This window comes from Paraburkholderia sp. RL18-101-BIB-B (assembly GCF_046026985.1).
GTDB lineage: Bacteria > Pseudomonadota > Gammaproteobacteria > Burkholderiales > Burkholderiaceae > Paraburkholderia.
Genome location: NZ_JARESV010000034.1, coordinates 61,095 through 82,214 on the forward strand (window position 1 = coordinate 61,095; position 21,120 = coordinate 82,214).

Genomic DNA, 21,120 nt, shown 5'->3' on the forward strand with positions numbered 1-21,120 from the left:
TTCCTTGTCGATGGCGCCGCTTATGCGGCCTTGGCGGAGTTCGCGCGATTGGTCGAAAAACCCGTCTGCGTGCCGAGCAGCGCGGGCGGCTCCTTCAGGCTCTCCTGCCACAGCAGCGATTGCATGTAGATGTTCAGCGGCTGGTCCTGGATGGTCAGCTCGTACACGTAATCGTCATACGACGCGTGGTTGTGCACGGCCCAGCCCGGTGCCGACAGCATCAGGTCGCCGGCTTTCCACTCGTAGCGGTTGCCCGCCACCATGCTGTAGCCCGAGCCGGAAAAGTAGTAGTTGATCGCCGACGACACATGGCGATGCGGACGGTCGACGATCTTCGGCGGCCGGATCGTCATGGTCGCGAAGAAGTTCGGCGTGATGCCGTTGGTGCGGCCCGTGACCGGGTTGTACATCATGTACAGCCGCCGGCCGACGTACTCGCTGCCGAGCGCCTCGAGCTTGTCGAGTTCGCTCTTCACCTGTTGCCACGGAAAGTGCAGCGGACGCGAGTCGACCACTTGCGGATTGATCAACGTTTCGTACGGCATCAGCAGACCGCCGTCGTCGCCGATCGCGAACGTGCCGAACGGATTGCGGCGCTTCGGGTCGTCGCTCGCATGCGCGGTGACCGTTTCAGTCGGTACTTCGAGTTCGACGCCGAACTCGGGCACGTACACCTCCATGTGCTGCAGCAATGGGATGTTCGAATAGACGAGCCGCACCTGGATGTCGCTGGTGTCGTTCGTATGCGAATAAGCCACGAAGGCCGGATGATTCCAGACGTCGTATTGACGGAACGCGATGGTGCGGCCCGCCACGCGCGTCGAACCGCCGCCGCGAATGCAGAAATTCACTTCGGTCGCGTTGTGGCGCATCGACTCGGTCGTTTCGCCGGGCAGCAGCACCTGCAACGACACCTGAATGCCGGGCGCGAGTCCCGGCGAACCGTCGCGCGCGGACGGATGAACGATCAGGGAATGACGGCGGCCGTCGTGCGGCTTCGGCAACGCGGCCAGCCGCGCCACCTCCGCGTCGATCTGCTCGCGGCTCACGATAACGGGCGCCCAGTAGTGATTGTCGCGGGGGCGCTGGCCCGTCTGATCGACGAAACTTGCTTGCGCCGGATCGAATTCGCGTCTCAGGTCATGCATCGGAAGGTCTCCTCAAGGCGACTGTCCGAAGCGGAGACGGACAGTCGCGGGAATGGAATCGAGGATTGAAAATTACTCGCCGGCGATTTATCAATCAAGATTGATATTTCAAATCAACATAAAATTGTTTCGGATCCTCGGCGGCATTGAGGCGCAGCGGAATCGCTGATTTATCCGCGCCCATGTGGACTTTCAATCGGACGTCGCGTACTCTTTGGCGATGAATTTATATTGATTGTATTGATTCCATGACCACCAAAGATCTGATGACACGCGAGGAAGTGCTGGCGCGGCTCAACATCAAGCCGGCCACGCTTTACTCGTACGTAAGTCGTGGAATGATCGGCACCGCGCCGCACGACGACGGCCGGCGCAGCCTGTACGTGCGCGCCGACGTCGAACGCGTGGGCAGCCGCAAGCGCGGACGCATGCCGAAGGCCGCGGCGGCGGAATCGACGATGCGCTGGGGCGAGCCGGTGCTCGCGTCGGCGATCACGCACATCACGGCGCAAGGGCCGCTGTATCGCAACCGCTCGGCCGTCGAAATGGCGAAGGCGGGCTCGTCGTTCGAGTCCGTCTCGCAGTTGCTGATGACCGGCGTCTGGCAGGACGGCGTCACCGCATGGGGCGCGCTCGACACGCCGCAAGCCGTGCTGCCGCTGTTCGGCGCCTACGCGGGCAAGCTGGAAGGCAGCGACATCGCCAATCTGCTCGGCATGGTGCCGCTCGCGCTCGGCATGCAAGGGCGCGGCGCGGCCGAAATCTCCGACGGCAGCGCCGTGCAGGCCGCACGCCTCATCATGCAGACAATGGCGGGGTGCCTCGGCTTTCTGAGCAACCAGCGTGCATTCGTGATGCGCGAGCGCGGCGAGAGCCTCGCCGCCTATCTGTTGCGCGCGGCGGGAGGCACCTGTACGCCCGGTGCGGTCTTCGCGATCAACGGCGCGCTCACCGTGCTCGCCGACAACGAACTGGCGCCTGCAACCTTCGCCGCGCGCGTCGCGGCGTCGACCAATGCCGATCTCTACAACTGCATCGCGGCGGCGATCGGCTCGCACGTCGGCTTCTCGACCGGCACCGCAACCGAGAAAGTGGAAACGCTGTTGTTGCGCGACGTGGCCCACTCCGACCCGGCCGCCCGCCTGCAACTCGTGCGCGAAGTCGGCGCGAGCCTGTTCGGCTTCAACCATCCGCTGTATCCGGAGGGCGACGTGCGCGCCAATCTGGTTCTCGAACAGGTGCGCGCGCTGGAGAACGCGACGGCCGACACCGCCCCGACGCTCGAATTCCTCGCGCTCGCCGAAGAACGGCTGTCGATGCATCCGGGCGTGGCGATCGCACTCGTCGTGCTGGCGCGTGCGCTCGGGCTACCGGACGGCACCGCTACCGCGCTCTGGATCATCAGCCGCACGGCCGGCTGGGTCGCGCATGTGCTGGAGCAGCGCGCGCAAGCCTTCCTGCTGCGGCCGCGCGCGAAGTACATCGCGGGGTTGCGCATGTAGCCGCGCGATCGGCGGCGAAGTATTCAGCCGGACATATCCGCGGCGTTGTCGCGCGCCATCTCGGCGAGCAGCCATGTGCGAAACGCGGCGACGCGCGCGAGCGATTCCTCGTCCAGCGGATACACGAGGTAGTACGAGCCCTGGCCGCGCGCGGTATGCGGCAGCGCCTGCACGAGCCGCCCGGACGACAGCTCGGCCCGCACCATCGCCGGATCGACGACGGCCACGCCGAGGCTTTCGCAGGCGGCCTGAATCACCATGATGCGCGACGCGAGCAGCAATTGCCGGCCGCCGACGGGCAGCGGATCGCGCGCGGCATCCGCCCACAAGGTCCAGTCGTCTGGCCGCGTCTTGGCGGTGAGCAGCGTGAAGCGCGCGAGATCGGCGACGCTGCACAGCGGACCGTTGGCCGCGATCGCCGCGGGCGAGCACACCACGACCAGCGACTCCGCGCGCAGAAAATCGCATTGCGCGCCGGGCCAGCGGCCATCGCCGTATGCGATCGCGCAATCGAGCGCATCGCGTTCGAGATCCACCGGCGCGATCGACACGCGAATCTCCACGTTGGCGAATTGTTCCTGCACGGCCGTGAGTCTCGGCAGCAGCCAGTGCATCGCGAAGGTAGGCAGCGAATTCACGACCAGCGGCGCCGCGCGTTCGTTGGCCGCCACGCGCTGCCATGCCGACCACAGCCGCTGCAGGCATTGATCGACTTCGCCGTGCAGCAGCCGCCCTGCTTCCGTGAAAGCAAGGCCGCGGCCGGTGCGCGTGAAGAGCCGCGTGCCGAGCCGGTCTTCGAGCACGCCGAGTTGATAGCTCAGCGCCGATGGACTCAGGTGCAGTTCGCGCGCCGCATGCACGAGATTCAGATGGTGGCCGATCACCTGGAAGCTGCGCAGATGATTGATCGAAGGCAGCGTTTGCGTACTCAAGGGAAAGGCTCCGTCGACGGGCATCACGCATCGTACTCACGCGCGCCGCACGCCGCAATCCGGGTATGCCGCGCCTCACAGGTCGAGCACGAGTTCGTCCGATCGCGAGCGCGAGCAGCAAGGCAGGAACTGGTCGTTGCAGGCGCGCTCGGCGTCGGTCAGATACAGATCGCGATGCTCGGGTTGCCCGCCCAGCACGCGCGTGAGACAGGTCCCGCACACGCCCTGTTCACACGACGTCGCTATCTGCACGCCTTGCGCGGCGAGCGCCTGCACCACCGTTTGAGTGGCGCCCACCTGCACCACCCGCCCGCTGCGCGCGAGCCGCACGCTGAACGCACGGTCGCTAGCGGTATCGGCAACGGGCGCGCCGAAGTACTCGCGATGCAGTTCGCGATCCGGCCAACCCGCCTGCTTCGCGGTCGAGAGCGCATGCTCCATGAACCCGGCGGGACCGCACACGTACAGATGCCAGCCCGGGCGGTAACGGCGCATGACGCGCTCGAAGTCGAGCCGCGCGTTGGCCGGCGCGTCGTCGACATAGAGCGTGCAGCGACCTTTCAGCAGCGGCTCGGCGAGCCGGTCGAGAAAGGCCGCGCGCTCGCGTTCGCGCACGCAGTAATGCAGCTCGAACGAACCGCCGGCCCGCGCGAGCCGCTCGGCCATGCACAACAGCGGCGTGATGCCGATGCCGCCCGCGAGCAACACCGAATGCCGCGCATCGCGCGCGAGCGGAAAGTCGTTACGCGGCCCTTCGACGTGCAAGCTGTCGCCCACCCGCAGCGTATGCATCGCGCGCGAACCGCCGCGCGATCCGTCAGCGTGCTGCACTGCGATCACATAAGCGTCGTCCTGTTCCGGACGCCCGCATAGCGAATATTGGCGCACAAGGCCAGCCGGCAGATGCACGCTAATGTGCGCGCCCGCCGTATAGGGCGGCAGCGGCTTGCCGTCGAGCGGCGCGAGTTCGAATGCGCGGATGCCGACTGCGGTTTCTTCGATTCGTGCGATGCCTACTTTCATATGAGTTTTGAGTGTGAAGTCGTCAGGCGCTCTGGCTCACGCTCGTCACCGCGTGGCGGCGCGACAGCGTTACGCATAGCATCAGCAGCACGCCGATTGCCGGCAGCAGAGCGACGGCGAAGAGAATGGTCTCGGGTTTCCAGCCGTTGGCAAGCACCGCGCCCACCAGCATCGGCGAGCCGATCTTGCCGATCTGGCCGGCGGCGCCGCCGAGGCCGAGCGCGGTGGAACGTACGCGGGTCGGGAAGATCAGCGCGAACAGCGCGAGCGGCGCGGACTGGCCGATTCCCCCTGTGAAGCCAATCACGAAGCCGCTTGGCAGCAGCACGCCGAAACGCGTGACTTCGCAGGCGACCACCACGGTGGTGACGGCGAGCAGCAGCAGCGACGGCAACAGCGAGCGCGTCGGCCCGAAACGGCTCACGACATAACCCGCTACACCGAGTCCGAGCATCGAGCCGATGTCGAGGCTCGCGAGCACGTACGACGTGTGCACCACCGAAATGCCCGCAGTCTGCAGAAGCGGTGTGAGCCACACCGTCATCACCTTGATGGTCGCGTAGCTGAGCATCAGGATGCCGAGCAGCAGCAAAGTGATCCCCGTGCGCCCTTCGCTGAAAATCTCCCGCACCGGCACGCCGCCGCGCGCGGGCTTTTGTGCCGCCTCGGACCCGGCGCTCACGCGCAGCGGCTCGACGTCGATTGCCTCGTTGGGATAGAGGCGCTGGAACACCGCGCGCAGCTTGTCCATCTTGCCGCGCGAGGCAAGGAAATGAGGCGATTCCGGCAGCCACGCGATGATCGCGAGCGCCGCGGCAATCGACAGCACGCCACCGACCACATAGACCGCGCGCCAGCCGTAATGCGCCAGCACGTAGCCGTTGATCATCGCGCCCACCGCCGCGCCGAGCGAATAGTTGGCGAACAGCAGCGCGACCGCGAGGCCTTTCGAGCGGCTGTGCACATATTCCGCGCCCAGTGCGAGCACGCATGGAAAGATGCCGCCGAGGCCCACTCCGCCGAGAAAACGCACGATCAGCAGTTGCGTGTAGTTGTTCACGGACGCCGTGCCGAGCGTGAGCGCGCCGATCAGCAGCGCCGCGACGATCACGAGCGGGCGGCGGCCGACCCGGTCGGCGAGGTAGCCGAACACGAAGGTGCCGATCAGGCCGCCGAGCTGCAGCACCGAGAACACCACGCCGAAGCTCGCCAGCGGCACGTTCAGCGCATGCACCATGGCCTTGGTGGCCACGCTGATCGACTGGGTGTCGAGCCCGTCGAGAAAGATCACTGATCCGCACAATACGAGAATCAGGCGCTGGCGGGCCGAGAGCGGCCGGCTGTCGATCAGCGAGGCGGCGGCGCCCGGCGAAGCGGTTGATTGCATGTCTGTCTCCGTAAAGCGGGCGCTTTGCGTCCCGCCTGTTTTGTTTTTTAAGCGTGGTCCGCGCGCACCTCAGGCGACGGCGGCCGGGGCGGGTTCGTCGACGCGCGCTTCGGCTTCGATCATCGCCGCGAGCAGGCGCCGCGCGCGGATCGCGGCGGCGTCGGTCGCCAGCAGGATCGGCCGCATCGACAGCAGTTCGCGATCGCCCATGCGTGTCTGCACGCCTTCGATCATCGGCTTGTCCTGCTCGTGAAAGCCCATCTGCTGCCAGCGCGTCGTCTCGTTGTCGGCCTCGGCGTCGTCGAGGCGATAGTTGCGCGAACTCGCGTAGAGATATTGCGTCGAGGCAGCGCCGATCGGCGTGACGATATGCGTGCCGATACGCACGAGGCCCGCTTCGCGCGGCCTGCCGACGGGCACGACGCCGGTCTCCAGCATGCAGCATCCCGGCGCGTGCCAGCGAATGTTCAGCCAGTATTCGACGGGCGCGTCGGGGTCGTCGAGAAACGGCCGGAACGATTGCGGCGCGCGCGTGGCCGGTATCGTGCGGCGGCTTTCCAGCGCACTGCCGTCCTGCACCACGTCGTGTTTCGCCTTGAGGAAATCGTCGACCTGCTGATACGGCGCATGCAGATAGTTGACGTGCGAGAGGTCCATCAGGTTGTCGACGACCAATTCGTAGTGCGCTTTTTGCGTCATCTGGTCGCCGACGGTTTTCAGTTGCGGCGACAGCAGATGCGAGAAATCGGGAATCAGGCTCGGGTCGGCGCGCGACAGCTCGCCCGCCCAGATCCAGATCAGCCCGTGCCGGTCGGCGGCGGGAAACGCGCGCACGCGCGCGGCCGGTGGAATGCGGCCGTCGCCGTGGGGATTCAGCGAGCACGCGCCGCTGCAATCGAATTGCAGGCCGTGATAACCGCACTCGACGCCGTCGCCGACGCGCTTGCCCATCGACAGCGGAGCAAAACGATGCGGGCAGCGGTCGATCATCGCGACGGGCGAGCCGTCGTGCTTGCGATACAGCAGTACCGGCTCGCCCAGCAGATCGCGAGTGACGAACCCGGACCCGACGTCACGGCTCCAGGCGGCCGCGTACCACGTATTTTTCAGAAGCTTCATGACTCGTCTTTCCTCGGATAACGCTGGTATTGGGGATATACGCAGGTTATCGGGGGAAGACGGACAGAACAAACGCAATTATTTGCTGGCTGAATCGCAAATTTTCGATGGCTGGAGCAGGGAGCGAAGCGGACACACCGGGTACCCCTCGGTATGCGTGATCAAATGTCGCGCGTGCGCGGGATGACAACTGCCTGGCCGTGCAATTTGCCCTCCGCGTCGAGAAGTTGCCACAGGGTTGCTTCCTCGATCATGAAGCGCTGGCCTGACTTGGTGATGCGCACGCCCTTGTAGCCCGCCTCATAGCCAAGCCGCTGCACGCGTGCGAGGAACTGCTGTCGCTCCTCGCGATTCGGGGCTTCAGCCGAGAGCCGGGACGGCAATCGGGTAATTTCATCCCAGCTATACTCAAAGCGGCGCTGCGCGGCTTTGTTGCCGTAAATAAAGAGCGGGTCGGGATCGGTGTTGTGCGCAAGCACTGCGAACGGTGCGCTCTCGTAGAGCCATTCGGCAGCTTCGACCACGGGCATGGCGTGCGGCACCAGAGGGTGGCCAAGCACCCGGGCGTAACTGTCGGTAAGGAGTTGGTAGAAAGCTGGATTGCGGCGGAGTGGGGTCATCTAAGGCGTCTCTACGGTGATCGTGGGCTCTGTGTAAACACGGAGGCGTTCACGATACAGCATCTTCAGGCGAAGTTTGTTGAGTCCGGCGGTGGCAAGGGGTGGTGATCCATGACCTCAGGACCAGCAATTGCGGGGAAAATGTGAACCTCACGGGCAGCAGCGTCGCCCGCTTTGGCGACGCTGCTGCCCGCGTGTCCACGGCGTGTCACCGTGCACCCATATTCCTGCAAGAAGTGACAAGGAGATTTCAAATGAAAACCATGACGTGCAACGAGCTCGGCGGTAAATGTGAGCAGAAGTTATCGGCTGAATCATGGGACGAAATGGTACAGGTCATGACGAAACACGTCATGGACAAACACCCGGATGTCGCCAAGGAAATGGAGACAATGCACAAACAAGACCCGCAGAAGTGGGGTAAAGAAATGAAACCAAAATGGGACGCAGCGCCTGAATGCTGAGCGGTCGCCCCGTCTCGCACGCCGGATCTGCGCAGAATGCCGATGCGACGCGCTGCAACACGTTGCTGCAATGCGGGCTTTGGGATTCTGTTCATCAGGAAGCGCAGACGCTAGTCGACGCCGCCGCCCGCACCGCTATTCGTTCGCGATGTCCGGCATGACCTGTCCCATTTCCATCGCCTGACTGGCCGGCACTTCCTGAATGCCGATGACAAGCTGGTCATCGGGCGCTCCCGTCGCGGTCTGAAACAGTTTCCAAAGACGCTGTAGCAATTCCCGCTTGTATGCAGGCGACCGCCCGGCGCGCATCAAAAGCGTCAGCGCGGCAGTTGCCGCGGGTTCTCCGGCGGTGAACCCGCTGCCCGGCGCATAGTCCTGAAACACGACATGCACCCAATTTTTCGGCACACCCGCGTATTCGGAATGCAGGGTCGTCAGCTCCATTGCGAGCTTGGCCTTGGCATCACTGCTGAGTGCGCCGTCCTGAGTAATCAAGGTATAGAGCGGCATGGAAACGAATCCCCTATCGACGTTTCGCGGACATTCTCATCGACGGTGGCCCACATAAGCTGCCTCCTTGCCAACTCACGGGGCCGTCCAGACGATCAACCGACGTAGTTTTTCAGAATGCGCAGGTCGGTCACGGAATACGCCATACCCAGCCGATAACCCCGGCCGACGCGCAACGGCGCGATCAGATGCATGTCCTCGCCATCGACTTCGGGAAGCTTCAGTTCCGCCGATCCGGTCCAGACATCCACGATCGCGAGATTGTCCGTGAGCGACATGGTCAGTTCGTCGACGGGTGGTTTGTCCTGACTGCCGGCCGCGAGTTGGGGAAAGTAGCGGCGCATCGTCGTCGGCCGATTGAAAACGGTCGTCGGGTCAGCGACAGGTTCCTCGAGCTGGATACGGGCGGTTGCCAGCCGCTCTCCGTGCGCGGACACGCTGGCGCCGAAGCGACTTCCCTTGGCAAGCGGCGCAGCCGCCGCGCTGGGAGCGGAGAAACTGCGGGTCTGATAGACGCTGGCGAGTTTCTTGGGAAAACCCTGCGCCCATCCGCGGGCGATGGCGGCATCGTTGTCGACGAAGATGTACGGGCAGTAATTGATCGGCAGCCCGTCGAAGACTGCCTCGACCAGAACGAAGGCCTCACGGTATTGATACCGGGCAGGATCCGTCACTTCGTCATTGGAACCGGTGAACTGCCAGTCCAGAAACCAAAAGAAGGCGCGCCCTCCTGATTTCTCGTCCACCGTGACGCCTGGCGGCAGGAGCGCAGCGATTGCTTTCTGGTCGGCCCAGTATTCGATGGCGAGGCAGTCGCTGGAATAGTGCCACGGAGGCACTGTCGCCAGTGCGGACTTTCCTTGCGGAGTGATGGGAACGGAAAAAGCTTTTGGCATCTCGTTTCGTCCTGAATTGGCGCGACCCTAAGTCGCCGTACGTGGAATCGTGGCGTTGCCCGGAAACGCCGCGTATCACCTGACGCGGACGGTTCGAGCGCGCAACTCATGGCCACGATGCGATTAGCGGCAGCGCTGCAGTCAGCGTGCCGCGAGTGAGGAATAGTGCCGTGCCTCGTCTGCTAACACTGTCCAAATCGCACCATCGACTAGCGCGTTAGCACGGTATGTACGCCTTAAACCGCAAGCCAGTAACGCCTGCGCTTACCTGACCCGGGCGCCGCAAGGATCTTCGCCCAACGAGCGAAGGTCGCGATCTTCGATCTATGTGACGGGCCGCTTTGCTCTACCCTCCCCTGAGCATAGTCAGCGCGCTGGAGCACGGCTATTACATAAACCTGTAGTCACCTGCGCCCCTGCGTCCCTCGCGAACCAGGCCGCGGAGCGTGCGCGAATGCCACCGTTGCAGATGACCCAACCCGCGTGTGTTCATGCCAATGACACGGTTACGGTGTTCGATCCGGCTGTTGCTCGATGACGCCGAACCAGCCCATACCGCGATAAGTTTCATAACCCGGAGTCAGCGCATACCCGACAAGCGATCCCCCGGCCGTTCGGTAGGTTCCGATATCAGCCCTGTTCGGTGGCAGGTCGAAGCGCATACTCTCGCGGCCCGCTGTTGCGGAGGAGGCGATCACTCGACCACATGCGTCGACGATCATGCAGCGCGTGCGCTCCCGTTCCCCACTGGTCAACCGGACGCTATTTACGACGGACGACGCCTGCTTGGCCCAATCGAAGAACACCGCCAGAACGCCGACGACCTTTCCGTTATTCGCACCGTCCTGGCGGATCGCCGTCGCATAGGTGGCAACCTGCGCGCCGTTCAATCCCGCGGCTACGTCAACGTTGGCGGTTGCGTACTCATCGCCGGACCGCGTAGCGAGCGCCGCGGCGAACCAGTCATGCTGGGCTGCGTTCACTGTGCCGACGACTGGAAACAGCGAAGGTCTTCCATTTGCAACGACACGACCCTCGATATCCAGCACCCAGATGTCGAGGTATACCGTGTAGCTATCCAGGATGACCGACAGCCGCTTTGCCGCATGCGCGGCAGCCGACGCCGATCCGGTCGTCATGCAATCGACAACCGCTGCATCGGTTGCCCACCAACGCACGTCGCATGAACGTTCGTAGAGGTTGCGGTCGATCACGTCGATCATGTTCAACGCAAGGTCGGTCAGACGCCGGCCTTGTTGCCGCTCGAGCTCCGTCACCATGCGTTCGCTGATGCTGGCCAATTCCTTACCGAGTTCGCCAGTGAGTTGCCCGATCCGGCCGGACACGTTCTTGACCTGGTTTGCGACGACCGCAAAGCCGCGACCGGCCTCTCCTGCACGAGCGGCTTCGATCAACGCGTTGATGGCCAGATAGGTCGCCTCGCGATTGATCAGGTCGATATCGGCGATCTTATCCGTGGATATCTTGCGCACTTCGCGGGTCAACTCGGCGATGACCGCCCCTTCGGACGATTGACGAGGTTTTGCCTGCTCTATGGACATTTTCATATATCCCAGTTGCGTGCGAAGTGGGGAGCCCGTGGCTCCTCGCCGACTCGGAGAATTAATCGGGATTAACGGCATCCCGATACGAATACTTAAGGAAGACACAACCGATATATTGGCGCTTTGATGCGCCATTTTCGTATGCACCGACGCTGTGCATTTTTTGTTGCCCATTGCGCCGGTCGCGAGCGGCCGCGTTGGAGTTCGCCAACGTGCAATGTCACTCAAGACCAGCGTACTAATCCGCACCGGCAACCAGATAGCGTCGGGCTCCATGGCAGAGCACGTCACCGTCGATTGCGTGCAAGTGTCAGCTAAATTGCCGCTGCCGACGCCAACCCCGCTTGCTATTGCGTTTTTTTATTCGAAATTAGCAAGACCTTCTTTACAGCCTTTTTACTTGCCGCTGCATTTGGAGCACGCCTAGAATCTCAAGAACATCAAATAAAGGAGTGGCGGCTTGCGCAATCGATGTCGTCGATTTTCTGGCAGTTTCGCTGTCTGACCTGCAGGACGTCGCGCGCTCTTCTTTCAGCCGCCGTCTTGCCAGCCGGCAGACGGTGCACGTCGCAGCTAATTCCCCATACACACTTGATAGCGCCCATGCGAATGCAGCTTTCGCGCGCGTTCGCGTGGCGCCATGTCGCGGCCGTCAAGTCGCGGCTGTGCTCATTCGCACCATTTGGATTACTAGAAGCTCAATGCTCGGAGAAATATGATGAACCTAGGCCTTCTCCTTTCACAACTGCCCCACGTCCAGGAATCGCGCACCCACTACGACGCCATGCTCGCAATGCATGCTCGCGAACCACGCAAATTTGCTGCGTTCTGGCAGCGCCTTAAAGCGCTCTTCTCATAGTTTTCGGCGCTTTTTCGGCATTCATGAAAAGCCCGTATGCGACGCAGCACAGCCGGGGGCTGCTAGCCGCGGCAACCAGCCGTACGATAAACGGCTCAGTACGAATATGACCAACAGCAAAATCGTTCAACTACTTCATGTCCAGGACGACAACCGTGTCTTCGTGGATATGGCTGACGACGAAAGCAACCCGTGCTTGTCGTGCGGAGCATGTTGCCAGCACTTCCGGGTATCGATGTATATGGGTGAAATGGCGAGTTCGCCAGGCGGCACGGTACCGGATGAGCTCGTATCTGCCGTCAATCCAGTCATTGTCTGCATGAAGGGAACGGAGGCCGGCTATGGACGCTGCGTCGCTCTGCGCGGGGTAGTCGGCAAGCCTGGCATCCGGTGCGAAATCTACCCTCTGCGGCCGTCGCCATGTCGCGAATACCGCGTATGGCTCGAAGATGGAACACCTAATCCCGATTGTCAGCGACTGCGAAAAAATATTGGACTAGTGCCGCTGAAGCCCCGGTCCGCTGTGCCAGGTATCGCGCAGTGCTAAATGGCGGACATGGCGTGCTGCTCCTCTACGAGAGTCAACGGGCCATTTTCGCCCGTCCGCGGCGCAGCACGACGCGTAGCGTTCACGTTGCCGCGAGAGGTAGTACGATATTCAAGTCCTGTCTCCTCACGCCTTGCGTGATGTGTCGTTCCGCGCCGCGGGACCTTTCCAGACATAGGAGAACCTATGCGTGTACTGATAGTCGGCGCAACCGGACTGCTCGGCAAAGAGATCGTTCGCCTGCTTTCGCCCGAACACCAGATCATTGGCGCCAGCCGTACGGGCTCAGACCTGTCCGTCGACCTCGCAGACAAAGCCTCCATCGTGTCGATGTATCGGCAACTCGGAACCGTGGATGCCGTGATTTGCGCCGCAGGTTTGGCGAAATTCGCGCCGCTCGAAGCGCTGACGGATGAAGATTTTTCGTTCAGCCTGGCCAACAAGCTGATGGGTCAGGTCAATCTCGTCCGATGCTCCGTCGGCCATGTTACGCAAGGTGGATCCCTGACACTAACCAGCGGCATCCTGGCCCAATATCCGATGCAAGGCAGCCCCGCCGTGAGTATCGTGAATGCTGGGATCGAGGCGTTCGGCAGGTCGGCGGCACTCGAACTGCAGGGCAAGACACGGGTCAACGTCGTGAGTCCGGGCTGGGTGTCCGAAACCCTTGCCGCGATGGGCCAGGCCCGCTCTGCCGGCGTTCCCGCCGAGGCCGTCGCCCATGCGTACAAACGGAGTCTCGTCGAGGACATCACGGGCCGGGTCATTCAGGTCGCGAAGTGGTAAGCGAGGGCGGCGAGTTCAACACCGCTCGCATGACACTGGCGAGCTTTATTTCCTGGGCTGGCGCGCGGGTCGAAAACCACGACTATCACGCGACAGTTCACGCGTCGGCGCTCCCCGCCTCAACCTGACGTTTGAGCAACGTGTTCGTCCATGGGATGACCGCCTATCAGAGCCACTCAATGGACCTTGTGCTTAATCCAGTCTGTCACAACGTCTGCGATTTTCAGATTGTTTCGGTCCTGCATTAGCATGTGTGAGTTTCCGTGCATGCCCAGTTGCGTCGTCTCCACCACATCAACATGCCCGCCGGCAGCATTCACCGATGCAGCGAATGCCTTGCAAGCTGCGTAGTGCGCGGCCCAAGGGGGTGACTCAACAATGAAATCGCCATAGAGAAGCAGAATCGGAACCCTTGTGTAGGGTCTAGCGTCCACATTTGCAGCCGGGCAAGCGGTCGGCTCGACGGCCACGATCGCGGCGATTCCGTCCGCTCCTCCTGCGACGGCCTGGAACGGATAGATTCCAGACTGGGAATGGCTGATGAGTACGGTCTTTCCTAGCCGCCCGGATAGCAATCCGAGTGAAGGCACCGTGGGATTCGGCGTCGACATGGAGTAAGCCCAGTCCGGAACCATCTGTTTCCACAACTCATCCTGTGCCTCCAGCGGGAATTGAAGGCCGGGGTACGCTTCCGGATACCGTGGACCAAACCTGAAGAGCGCCCAGGCGAATTCCCGGCCGACCGAAAAACCAGAAGGGAGTGCATCGGGCGGAAGCTTGCCAGTTTTGACCGCGCCGACGGACGCTGCGTTCGCGGCAGACCGCCCTCTTGCAGCCTGGTCCACCACGTATGTCGGGAAGCCTTTTCGAACGAAGTACTCGGCCCACCCCATGCGGCCATCCGGCGTCGTCTCCCATTCCGCACCGGTCAGACAACAGCCGTGAATGAAGACCACGGATGTCGAACTCGGGTGGACAGGCACCTGGTACTGGACGTACATCTGCTCAACAGTGACTGTTCCTTTCGGGTCCGCCTGCGGCAACGTCGACAAGGTATCTGACGTGATATCCCGGCCGCCTACGAAGAAGCTTCCTTGCTTCGCGATGGTAAGAGGCTTATCAATGTCGATACTCTGCGCAAAAGCCGGGCAGGTGGCCATGCACAACGCGGCCAGTGTCAACGCTCGTTTTAACTTCGCGATGAGCGACATACGGGTCTCCTTGAACCTTCTTTTATTTCGCTACGCCATTGCGCATCGCCACCGCGATCACTGTTGCGCCGCACGTCAGGACGAACGCCGCGAGATACGAACCGGCGCTTATCGAATGGGTGACCGCCGTCAGCGAGCCAATCGCGGTCGGAGCAGTGAGGCTGCCCAGTTGACCGATGCTCGAAATCAGCGCGATTGAACCGGCAGACGCCGTGCCCGACAGGAACGTAGCCGGAATCGTCCAGAAGATTGCGGTACACGTCAGATAGCCGATGGCCACAAGCGCCAGTCCGGCAATGGCAGGGCCGAACGACGAATGCGCTGCGCCAAGAAGCACCGCGCCCAGGGCCGACACCAGAGCACAACAGGCGAAGTGCAGGCGACGCTCGTCGCGGGCATCCGAATGCCGGCTCACTGCCAGCATGCCGATTGCACCGATGAAATACGGAACGGCGGACAACAGGCCGATATGGAAGGGATTGGCTACGCCAGCCTGGCGGATCACGGATGGCGCCCAGAAGTTGAGGACACTTCCGGCCCATGTGATGGTGAAGTATCCAAAGGCACAAACGTACACTCGCCAGTTCCTGAGGGCCGCCCCGAAGTGCGAAATCTGATGGGATGTCGAACCCGGCACGGCTTCCAGCTCGCGGACAACGATGGCCTTTTCATGCGCCGATAGCCATTTCGTCGTCTCCGGGCTATCTGGCAGATACCACAAGGCGCACACCCCAACCAGCACCGGCGGGATACCCTCCAGAAGGAACAGCCACTGCCACGCATGCAGCGCCTGCCACCCTTCTGCGTTGCTCAGAATCCAGCCCGAGACCGGGCCGCCAGTGATACCCGCGACCGCGATCCCAAGGACGAATGCGGAAAGCACCCGCGCACGATACCGGTTCGGAAACCAGGTTGTCAGGTAATAGATGATTCCCGGGAAAAAGCCTGCCTCGGCAACACCCAGGGCAATGCGGGCCACATAGAACTGCGTGGGATTACGCACGAGCATCATGGAAATGGATACCAGGCCCCACAACACCATGATTCGGGCGATGGTTCGCCGAGGTCCAATGCGGCGCAGAAGCAGGTTGCTCGGCACTTCGAACAGCACATAGCCGATATAGAAGACCCCGACACCAAGGCCATATGCAGCTTCAGTCAGCCCGATGTCGGTCTTGAACTGGAGATGGGCAAAACTGATGTTGACCCGATCGATATAGTTGAGGACATAGCAAAGAAAGAGAAACGGGATGATTCGCTTCGCTATGCGGCCGAATGTGCGCTCGACATCCGCAGGCGCCGTCGCAGCGGCGTCGACGGATGACGGCATGCCGGCCACCCGCTCCTCCGCAAGCGTTCCCTGGGGCATTTTCATTGACGTGTCTCCACTTAATAGTATTTGTGCGCGTATTCAAACAACGTATCCATTGTCCTCAATGGAGGAACATCGGCAGCTACAGACTTTGCTGCATCTTTTTCGCGGAGCCGGCCCGCTTCTCAAGCCTCTCACGCACCGGAGACAGAATCTCGTCGTTGTGCTCGCCAAGGGTTGGAGGCGCAACGACGTCCAACGGCCGCTCATCATCAAAAGTCACTGGCGAGCGCACTGTCCGGAACTGCCCCATCACCGGATGCTCGGTTTCTATAAGCAACTCGAGGTGTTTCGCCTGTGGGTCTTCCAATGCCTCGCTTGTGTCGTACATGGGCGCGTGAGGAACATCATTAGCCTCGAGGCGCAGGCACCATTCTTCACGGGTGCGTGAGATGAAAATCGAGCCGAGCACTTTGATCAGTTCTTCCTGATGCTCAATCCGGCCAGCCCGGTTTGAAAAACGCGGATCTTCGAGTAATCCTGGCCTCTCTATTGCATTGGCAAGACCTGCCCAGAACTTCTCGGGTGACGACATGTGAAGTGCCAGCCATTTTCCATCGGCGCACTCCATCACGTACGACTGGGAGACGCTCGGTCGGCTGTATGGGCCCATCACCTCGCCCGCCGCATAGAAATGCGTAAATGCGTCGAGGTTGAAGTGCGACATCGCCTCGAGCATGGAGACTTCGACCTTGCGGCCAACGCCGGTGTGGCTGCGCTCATGGAGCGCGCCGAGAATGCCATAAGTCGCGTAGAAGCCGGTGAGCGAATCCGCAATTGCGGGCCCCACTACTCGCGGATTTGCCGGATTGATGAGCAGACCGAGAAAACCGCTGGCGGCCTGGGCGACCGAATCATAGGCCGGTCTTCCCGCTGCCGGTCCGGTCTGTCCAAACCCACTGATCGCGCAGTAGATGAGCCGCGGGTTAATCTCACGCAGGCGTTCATACCCGGCATTGAGACGCTCCGCCGCGCCCGGCCGGAAGTTCTGGATATATACATCCGACTCGCGAATCAGTTCGTCGAACAGAGCGAGGTCGCTGTCATTTTTTGTGTTCAGCGTTACGCTGCGCTTGTTCCGGTTATATGTCTGGTAGTGAGGGCTATACAAGCCGCCCTTGAACGCACGAAACGGGTCTCCGTTTTCAGGGTGCTCGATTTTGACGACGTCCGCGCCCAGGTCGCCAAGCAGCATGCCTGCCGCAGGCCCTGTTATGAACGTTCCTTGCTCGAGGACGCGAAGACCTCCGAGAACTTTTGCCATTCACTGCTCCGAGTTTGCTGTGTGCGTTGCGTACGCGATGACTGACCTGGACGTAGACCGACTCTAAATACCCGGGACAAAACCGTCCGGCGCGTCGCCGTCGTAAACGAGTCCGTTGGTCGCCTGGTAAGAGAGCGCAAAGCCTATTGACCGCGACAGTTCCTCAGTGAGGTGCCCGATGAGCCCGGCGGTCCTTGCCAGAATGGGCACGCCTTTGAGCGCTTCCAGCGGAAAACCGACACCGAGCAGGACAGCGGGGATTGCCGCGGAGACGTTCAACATGAGCGACTTGCCGACCACCTCGGGAATCACTGCCTCAATGGCCTCGGCGATGCGAACATACTCGAGGTTGGCGCCTGCCTGTTGCGCAACCTTGAAGAGGGCCGCGACACGCGGGTCACGTGCCTTATGCAGAGGATGACCGTATCCCGGGATGGTTCGCCCTGCAGCCCGGTACTCACTCACCACCGCAGACGCCGCGCGCGGAATGTCGCCACTCTCTTCGGCGCGCCGACGCACCTCATCCAGCAGCCGGCCACAGGCCTCCGAAGCACCGAGGATGACGGAGCCGCAACCCAGAACGCCTGCGGCAACGGCGCCCTGCAGCGCATCGGGCGCCGCGGCGAGCGTCATGCGGCTTGCCTGCACGCTGGGCACGAGGCCATGCTCCGCGATGGCTACGAGCGTCGCATTCAACACAGCGGACGCCGGCGATGAAGGGAGCCGGCCGGTGACCAGCAGGAAAAAGTAGTCGGTGAACGAAATCTTTCCAATGAGCTCTTCCGAAAGGTCGCGCCCGCGCACGACAATCGTTTGAGAGTTGGATGTCGAGATCGCAGTCCGGGGAATCGTTTCCTTGCCGATTTTCATCTTGATGTCCGTTTTGTCGGTGTCCGCTCGCGACGAAGTCTCCTTTCATCGCTTCAATGTGGAGCAGTTTACGACTGGCAAAGCATCGACAGAAATGGTATTTTTCACTAGCTCATAATCGATGCCATCGATAGTTGAGCGTGCAGGACAACCTCTTTCGCCAGCCCATATGGAACTCCGCCATCTCCGCTACTTCGTCGCGCTCGCCGAACAGCTGAATTTCACGCTAGCGGCCGAGAAGGTGCATGTCACGCAATCCACCCTCTCCCATCAGATAAAGCAGCTCGAAGACGAACTGGGCAGCCGCCTCTTCGAGCGGGAAAGTCGAAAGGTGACGATGACCCAGACAGGCGAGGCGTTCCTTGAAAGAGCGCGCAACGCCCTTCGCGAAGTCGACGAAGGCCTGTGGTCCGTTCGAATGGCCGCTGAAGAGATGAGCGGCGTGGTGCGAATTGGCACGACGCACACCTTCAATATGCGCATCATTCCGCGATGCATATCGGTCTTCGTAGCGCGCCACCCCTCCGTGCGCGTCGAAGTGATGGAAATGTCGGGTGACGACATCGCAGAATCGCTCGCGCGCGGCGGTCTCGACATCGGCGTGACTTACAAACCGCAGAATGCCTCCGGCCTGCGATTCGAGGCGTTGTACACAGAAGAGATGATGCTGGCCGTCGGCCTGACTCATCCGTTCTCTAAACGACGCTTTGTTCGAATGTCCGAACTGCATCTGCAGAAGATCGTGCTTCTGCCCCGCTCGTTCGCAACGCGTGCACTTCTTGACGAATGCTTCCGCATGGCGAACGCTACGCCCGTTGTCGTTGCCGAAATGAACGCCATTGCACCGATGATGGAACTGGTAAGCTCGACGGACATTGCGGCAATCGTTTCTGAACATGCAACGAGGCGTGAAGACGTGCGAATGATTCCGGTCGAGAGCCCCACGCCGACGCGCGCGCCGGGCCTGATGTGGCGGACCGAGGAAAGTCGTTCCCCGGCCGCGCGAGCCTTCGCGTCAATTATCCGGTCGGTTTGCGCCGAGGCGAGCCACGACAGGCGACGCGCAAGTTCGCGCGCCGCTGCTCGAAAAAAACCGAATCAGCGCCAGGATTCAAACCCCGTTTCGAGTTAGTCTCACCGCAGACGCCACGAGAACATCAATGCAGAACGCGCCCCTATTCCATGTACTGCTCGACCATCTCGAATCGATCGACGCATCGTCGGCGGAAATCGCGCGCTTCATCGATCGCTGGCACCAGTTGAAATCTCATGAGGGTTTCCCGTGCCCGGTCTGCTACCTGCGCGGAGAAGACCATGCGCTAACCCTGCTCGCCGCGCAACCCGCGATCCAGCCGATGCTCTGCCCCGCTTGCGAGACGCTCTACAACGTGCCCATTGAAGACTGAGGCACCTTAGGGCTCGTCGCCACAGTCAGCCGGATACGCTCACCTTGACGCAGCCGTCACTGCGACCTCGTCACGCGAGAGGTCGGGTTGCGGCGAGTTGGTCCAGACAATCGACCCATTTCAGAGAGCCTCACAACCTCTGCTAACCGGTTATGTACCGCGAGGGAAGCACTGGCGCATCGGCAGGAATCCGCACGACCGCGGTGTTCAGCCACGCCTGCGGGGTGCCCTGCGAAACCGCATAGGCGCCGACGTAAGGCATCATGCGAGTCGTCTGATAGAGCTGTGGCGTCCAGCCTGAAGGCGCCAGAAAAATCGTCGTCGCACGCTTCTCGCTGTACGGACACGCACCGAACGTCGAAATATTCCACAGGGTTTGCTTGTACGTGTCGTAGTCGATGTTATGGCGTTGCGAACCAGCCTGCCATCCTTCGAGCTGGATAAACGTGTTGTAGCTGCCTGCGCTGGCGTACGGATCGTTGACCGTGCGTCCGGCGAGAAACGCCAGGATCAACGCGCAGTTTTCCGGCGCAAAGCTGCCGCTGACATCCAGATAGTACGTGCCGGTGATATTGGTGACGCTCGCATAGTGCGAGTTGCCCATGTCGTGCCGCGTCGGCAGGCCAGCCGAAGTGAAGAACTGATCGAAAGCGCTCATGGCAACGCCCGCCGGCAGATCGTCCTTCGCACTGACGGCGACGAAATGCGCGCCCGCCGCCAGCAAGCTGGTGAACGCTGTCACGCTCGCGGCGTTCCACTTCGCACCGTCGCCGAATGGAAACGCACGATAGCCGCTGATAGCGAACACGGACGGATTGGTGCCCGCCTGCCAGGTGATTTGCGGCACCCACATGGTCAGCGGTCCGTTGCTCGCCGCGCCGCTCATGTAACGCGCGAGCAATCCGATCAGCGCCGCGTCCTGCGGCGGACAAGCCGCGTTGTTTCCTGACATGCTGCCGCGCTCGAGCCACTGTTGTGCCCATTGCGCGGCGAAGCCCGCCATCTGGCCGCCGGTGAAATCCGCCGGCTCGATATAGCCGTTCGGCGCACCGTTGCCGTACGCCGTGGTGACGACGGCCGCATCGCGTGTGCCTTCGCCAAACATGCTGTTGACGAAATCCTGGCTGTTATTGCGCGCCGGTGTATCGAGCAGACCCAGCGGCACGACCCACGCACGATCGTTGGCGTTGACCGCCCGATATAGATTCAGATAAGCCACCGAGTCGTGCCCTGGAAACGTCGTTGCATTGGCGCCCGCGATATAACCGGTCGACGCATCCACGCTCACCGTCGTCGAACCCGCTCCAGACGGATGGTTGTACGACACGCCGAAATTCACGGCGCTGGCCGTCAGGCTGAAGCGGCCGGTGCAGCCGCCCGAGCGGTTGAGCGCGCTGGCCACCATCTTTTGTCCATAGCCGATCGCGCCCGGCTGTGCTTGCGGCACAGGCCCGTCGCTGGCGGCCGCGCTGCCGAACTCGAGCGTCAGGCCGGCAGCCCAGTTCGTAAGGTTGATCGTCATCGATCGTTCCGACATGGCATCTCCTTGAGGGACCGTGAGAAACGTCGTGGGGGGCCGGCGCGGCGCCCCCCCCCCCCCCCCCCGGGGAAAAAAAGGTTTGGCGTAAACCGCCCAGGG

General features: G+C 61.9%; 21 protein-coding genes. 7 read left to right on the forward strand and 14 right to left on the reverse strand.

The genetic code is table 11. The annotated features are described in order from the left end of the window. Window positions 1-20: 20 nt before the first annotated feature. A complete protein-coding gene (locus P0D73_RS33190; protein ID WP_132377147.1) occupies window positions 21-1,148 on the reverse strand; it encodes a cupin domain-containing protein in 1,128 nt (375 codons plus the stop codon). A 266-nt stretch (window positions 1,149-1,414) separates the two neighbouring features. Between P0D73_RS33190 and P0D73_RS33195 the strand changes: the two genes are divergently transcribed. Further along, window positions 1,415-2,650 (forward strand): citrate synthase, encoded by a 1,236-nt coding sequence (locus P0D73_RS33195; RefSeq protein WP_408315259.1) that lies wholly within the window; start codon window positions 1,415-1,417, stop codon window positions 2,648-2,650. 23 nt (window positions 2,651-2,673) lie between these two features. Here the strand turns inward: P0D73_RS33195 and P0D73_RS33200 are convergent, their stop codons facing one another. From P0D73_RS33200 to P0D73_RS33220, 5 genes are all read right to left on the reverse strand, one after another. After that, window positions 2,674-3,582, reverse strand: a complete 909-nt coding sequence (locus P0D73_RS33200; RefSeq protein ID WP_408179202.1) for a LysR substrate-binding domain-containing protein — start codon at window positions 3,580-3,582, stop codon at window positions 2,674-2,676. Between the two features lie 75 nt (window positions 3,583-3,657). Continuing rightward, window positions 3,658-4,605 carry a PDR/VanB family oxidoreductase gene (locus P0D73_RS33205; protein WP_408434670.1) on the reverse strand — a complete coding sequence of 316 codons (948 nt, stop codon included), beginning with the start codon at window positions 4,603-4,605 and terminating at the stop codon, window positions 3,658-3,660. A 22-nt stretch (window positions 4,606-4,627) separates the two neighbouring features. Next, window positions 4,628-5,992, reverse strand: a complete 1,365-nt coding sequence (locus tag P0D73_RS33210) for an MFS transporter (RefSeq protein ID WP_408434672.1) — start codon at window positions 5,990-5,992, stop codon at window positions 4,628-4,630. 69 nt (window positions 5,993-6,061) lie between these two features. Next, window positions 6,062-7,111 carry a Rieske 2Fe-2S domain-containing protein gene (locus P0D73_RS33215; RefSeq protein WP_408434674.1) on the reverse strand — a complete coding sequence of 350 codons (1,050 nt, stop codon included), beginning with the start codon at window positions 7,109-7,111 and terminating at the stop codon, window positions 6,062-6,064. A gap of 161 nt (window positions 7,112-7,272) precedes the next feature. Beyond that, on the reverse strand, window positions 7,273-7,731 hold the full coding sequence (locus P0D73_RS33220; protein WP_408434676.1) for an MEKHLA domain-containing protein: 459 nt from the start codon (window positions 7,729-7,731) through the stop codon (window positions 7,273-7,275). Between the two features lie 254 nt (window positions 7,732-7,985). On the opposite strand from P0D73_RS33220, the gene P0D73_RS33225 reads away from it, so the two are divergent. After that, window positions 7,986-8,195, forward strand: coding sequence for a DUF1059 domain-containing protein (locus tag P0D73_RS33225; protein WP_408434678.1), 210 nt, complete (start codon window positions 7,986-7,988; stop codon window positions 8,193-8,195). A gap of 135 nt (window positions 8,196-8,330) precedes the next feature. Here the strand turns inward: P0D73_RS33225 and P0D73_RS33230 are convergent, their stop codons facing one another. The 3 genes from P0D73_RS33230 to P0D73_RS33240 all read right to left on the reverse strand — a co-directional run bounded on the left by P0D73_RS33230 (window position 8,331) and on the right by P0D73_RS33240 (window position 11,163). Beyond that, a complete protein-coding gene (locus tag P0D73_RS33230) occupies window positions 8,331-8,705 on the reverse strand; it encodes a tautomerase family protein (protein ID WP_408179196.1) in 375 nt (124 codons plus the stop codon). Between the two features lie 95 nt (window positions 8,706-8,800). Next, window positions 8,801-9,601, reverse strand: a complete 801-nt coding sequence (locus P0D73_RS33235; protein WP_408434680.1) for an acetoacetate decarboxylase family protein — start codon at window positions 9,599-9,601, stop codon at window positions 8,801-8,803. Between the two features lie 506 nt (window positions 9,602-10,107). Then, the gene (locus P0D73_RS33240) at window positions 10,108-11,163 is read right to left on the reverse strand and encodes a methyl-accepting chemotaxis protein (RefSeq protein WP_408179219.1); all 1,056 of its coding nucleotides are present in this window, start codon (window positions 11,161-11,163) and stop codon (window positions 10,108-10,110) included. A 220-nt stretch (window positions 11,164-11,383) separates the two neighbouring features. Here P0D73_RS33240 and P0D73_RS33245 point away from each other — a divergent pair, with 220 nt between their 5' ends. The 3 genes from P0D73_RS33245 to P0D73_RS33255 all read left to right on the forward strand — a co-directional run bounded on the left by P0D73_RS33245 (window position 11,384) and on the right by P0D73_RS33255 (window position 13,358). Further along, on the forward strand, window positions 11,384-11,593 hold the full coding sequence (locus P0D73_RS33245) for a hypothetical protein (RefSeq protein ID WP_408288727.1): 210 nt from the start codon (window positions 11,384-11,386) through the stop codon (window positions 11,591-11,593). Between the two features lie 538 nt (window positions 11,594-12,131). Further along, on the forward strand, window positions 12,132-12,572 hold the full coding sequence (locus P0D73_RS33250; RefSeq protein WP_408315197.1) for a YkgJ family cysteine cluster protein: 441 nt from the start codon (window positions 12,132-12,134) through the stop codon (window positions 12,570-12,572). 186 nt (window positions 12,573-12,758) lie between these two features. Further along, complete coding sequence (locus P0D73_RS33255) at window positions 12,759-13,358, forward strand: short chain dehydrogenase (protein ID WP_408288719.1); 600 nt, start codon at window positions 12,759-12,761, stop codon at window positions 13,356-13,358. A 176-nt stretch (window positions 13,359-13,534) separates the two neighbouring features. Here the strand turns inward: P0D73_RS33255 and P0D73_RS33260 are convergent, their stop codons facing one another. From P0D73_RS33260 to P0D73_RS33275, 4 genes are all read right to left on the reverse strand, one after another. Continuing rightward, window positions 13,535-14,569: an alpha/beta hydrolase family protein gene (locus tag P0D73_RS33260; RefSeq protein WP_408434682.1), complete on the reverse strand. Its 1,035-nt coding sequence runs from the start codon at window positions 14,567-14,569 to the stop codon at window positions 13,535-13,537. Window positions 14,570-14,591: 22 nt separating this feature from the next. Next, window positions 14,592-15,899 carry an MFS transporter gene (locus P0D73_RS33265; protein WP_408315257.1) on the reverse strand — a complete coding sequence of 436 codons (1,308 nt, stop codon included), beginning with the start codon at window positions 15,897-15,899 and terminating at the stop codon, window positions 14,592-14,594. Window positions 15,900-16,023: 124 nt separating this feature from the next. Beyond that, complete coding sequence (locus P0D73_RS33270) at window positions 16,024-17,205, reverse strand: CaiB/BaiF CoA transferase family protein (protein WP_408434684.1); 1,182 nt, start codon at window positions 17,203-17,205, stop codon at window positions 16,024-16,026. Window positions 17,206-17,268: 63 nt separating this feature from the next. Continuing rightward, the gene (locus P0D73_RS33275; RefSeq protein WP_408434686.1) at window positions 17,269-18,075 is read right to left on the reverse strand and encodes a citryl-CoA lyase; all 807 of its coding nucleotides are present in this window, start codon (window positions 18,073-18,075) and stop codon (window positions 17,269-17,271) included. A 169-nt stretch (window positions 18,076-18,244) separates the two neighbouring features. Here P0D73_RS33275 and P0D73_RS33280 point away from each other — a divergent pair, with 169 nt between their 5' ends. Together P0D73_RS33280 and P0D73_RS33285 are read left to right on the forward strand one after the other, a co-directional pair. Then, entirely contained in the window at window positions 18,245-19,207 is a 963-nt protein-coding gene (locus P0D73_RS33280; RefSeq protein WP_132377133.1) for a LysR substrate-binding domain-containing protein, read from the forward strand. 28 nt (window positions 19,208-19,235) lie between these two features. Continuing rightward, entirely contained in the window at window positions 19,236-19,481 is a 246-nt protein-coding gene (locus tag P0D73_RS33285) for a hypothetical protein (protein WP_408288704.1), read from the forward strand. Window positions 19,482-19,623: 142 nt separating this feature from the next. Here the strand turns inward: P0D73_RS33285 and P0D73_RS33290 are convergent, their stop codons facing one another. Next, window positions 19,624-21,018: a hypothetical protein gene (locus P0D73_RS33290; RefSeq protein WP_408434688.1), complete on the reverse strand. Its 1,395-nt coding sequence runs from the start codon at window positions 21,016-21,018 to the stop codon at window positions 19,624-19,626. Between the last annotated feature and the right edge of the window lie 102 nt (window positions 21,019-21,120).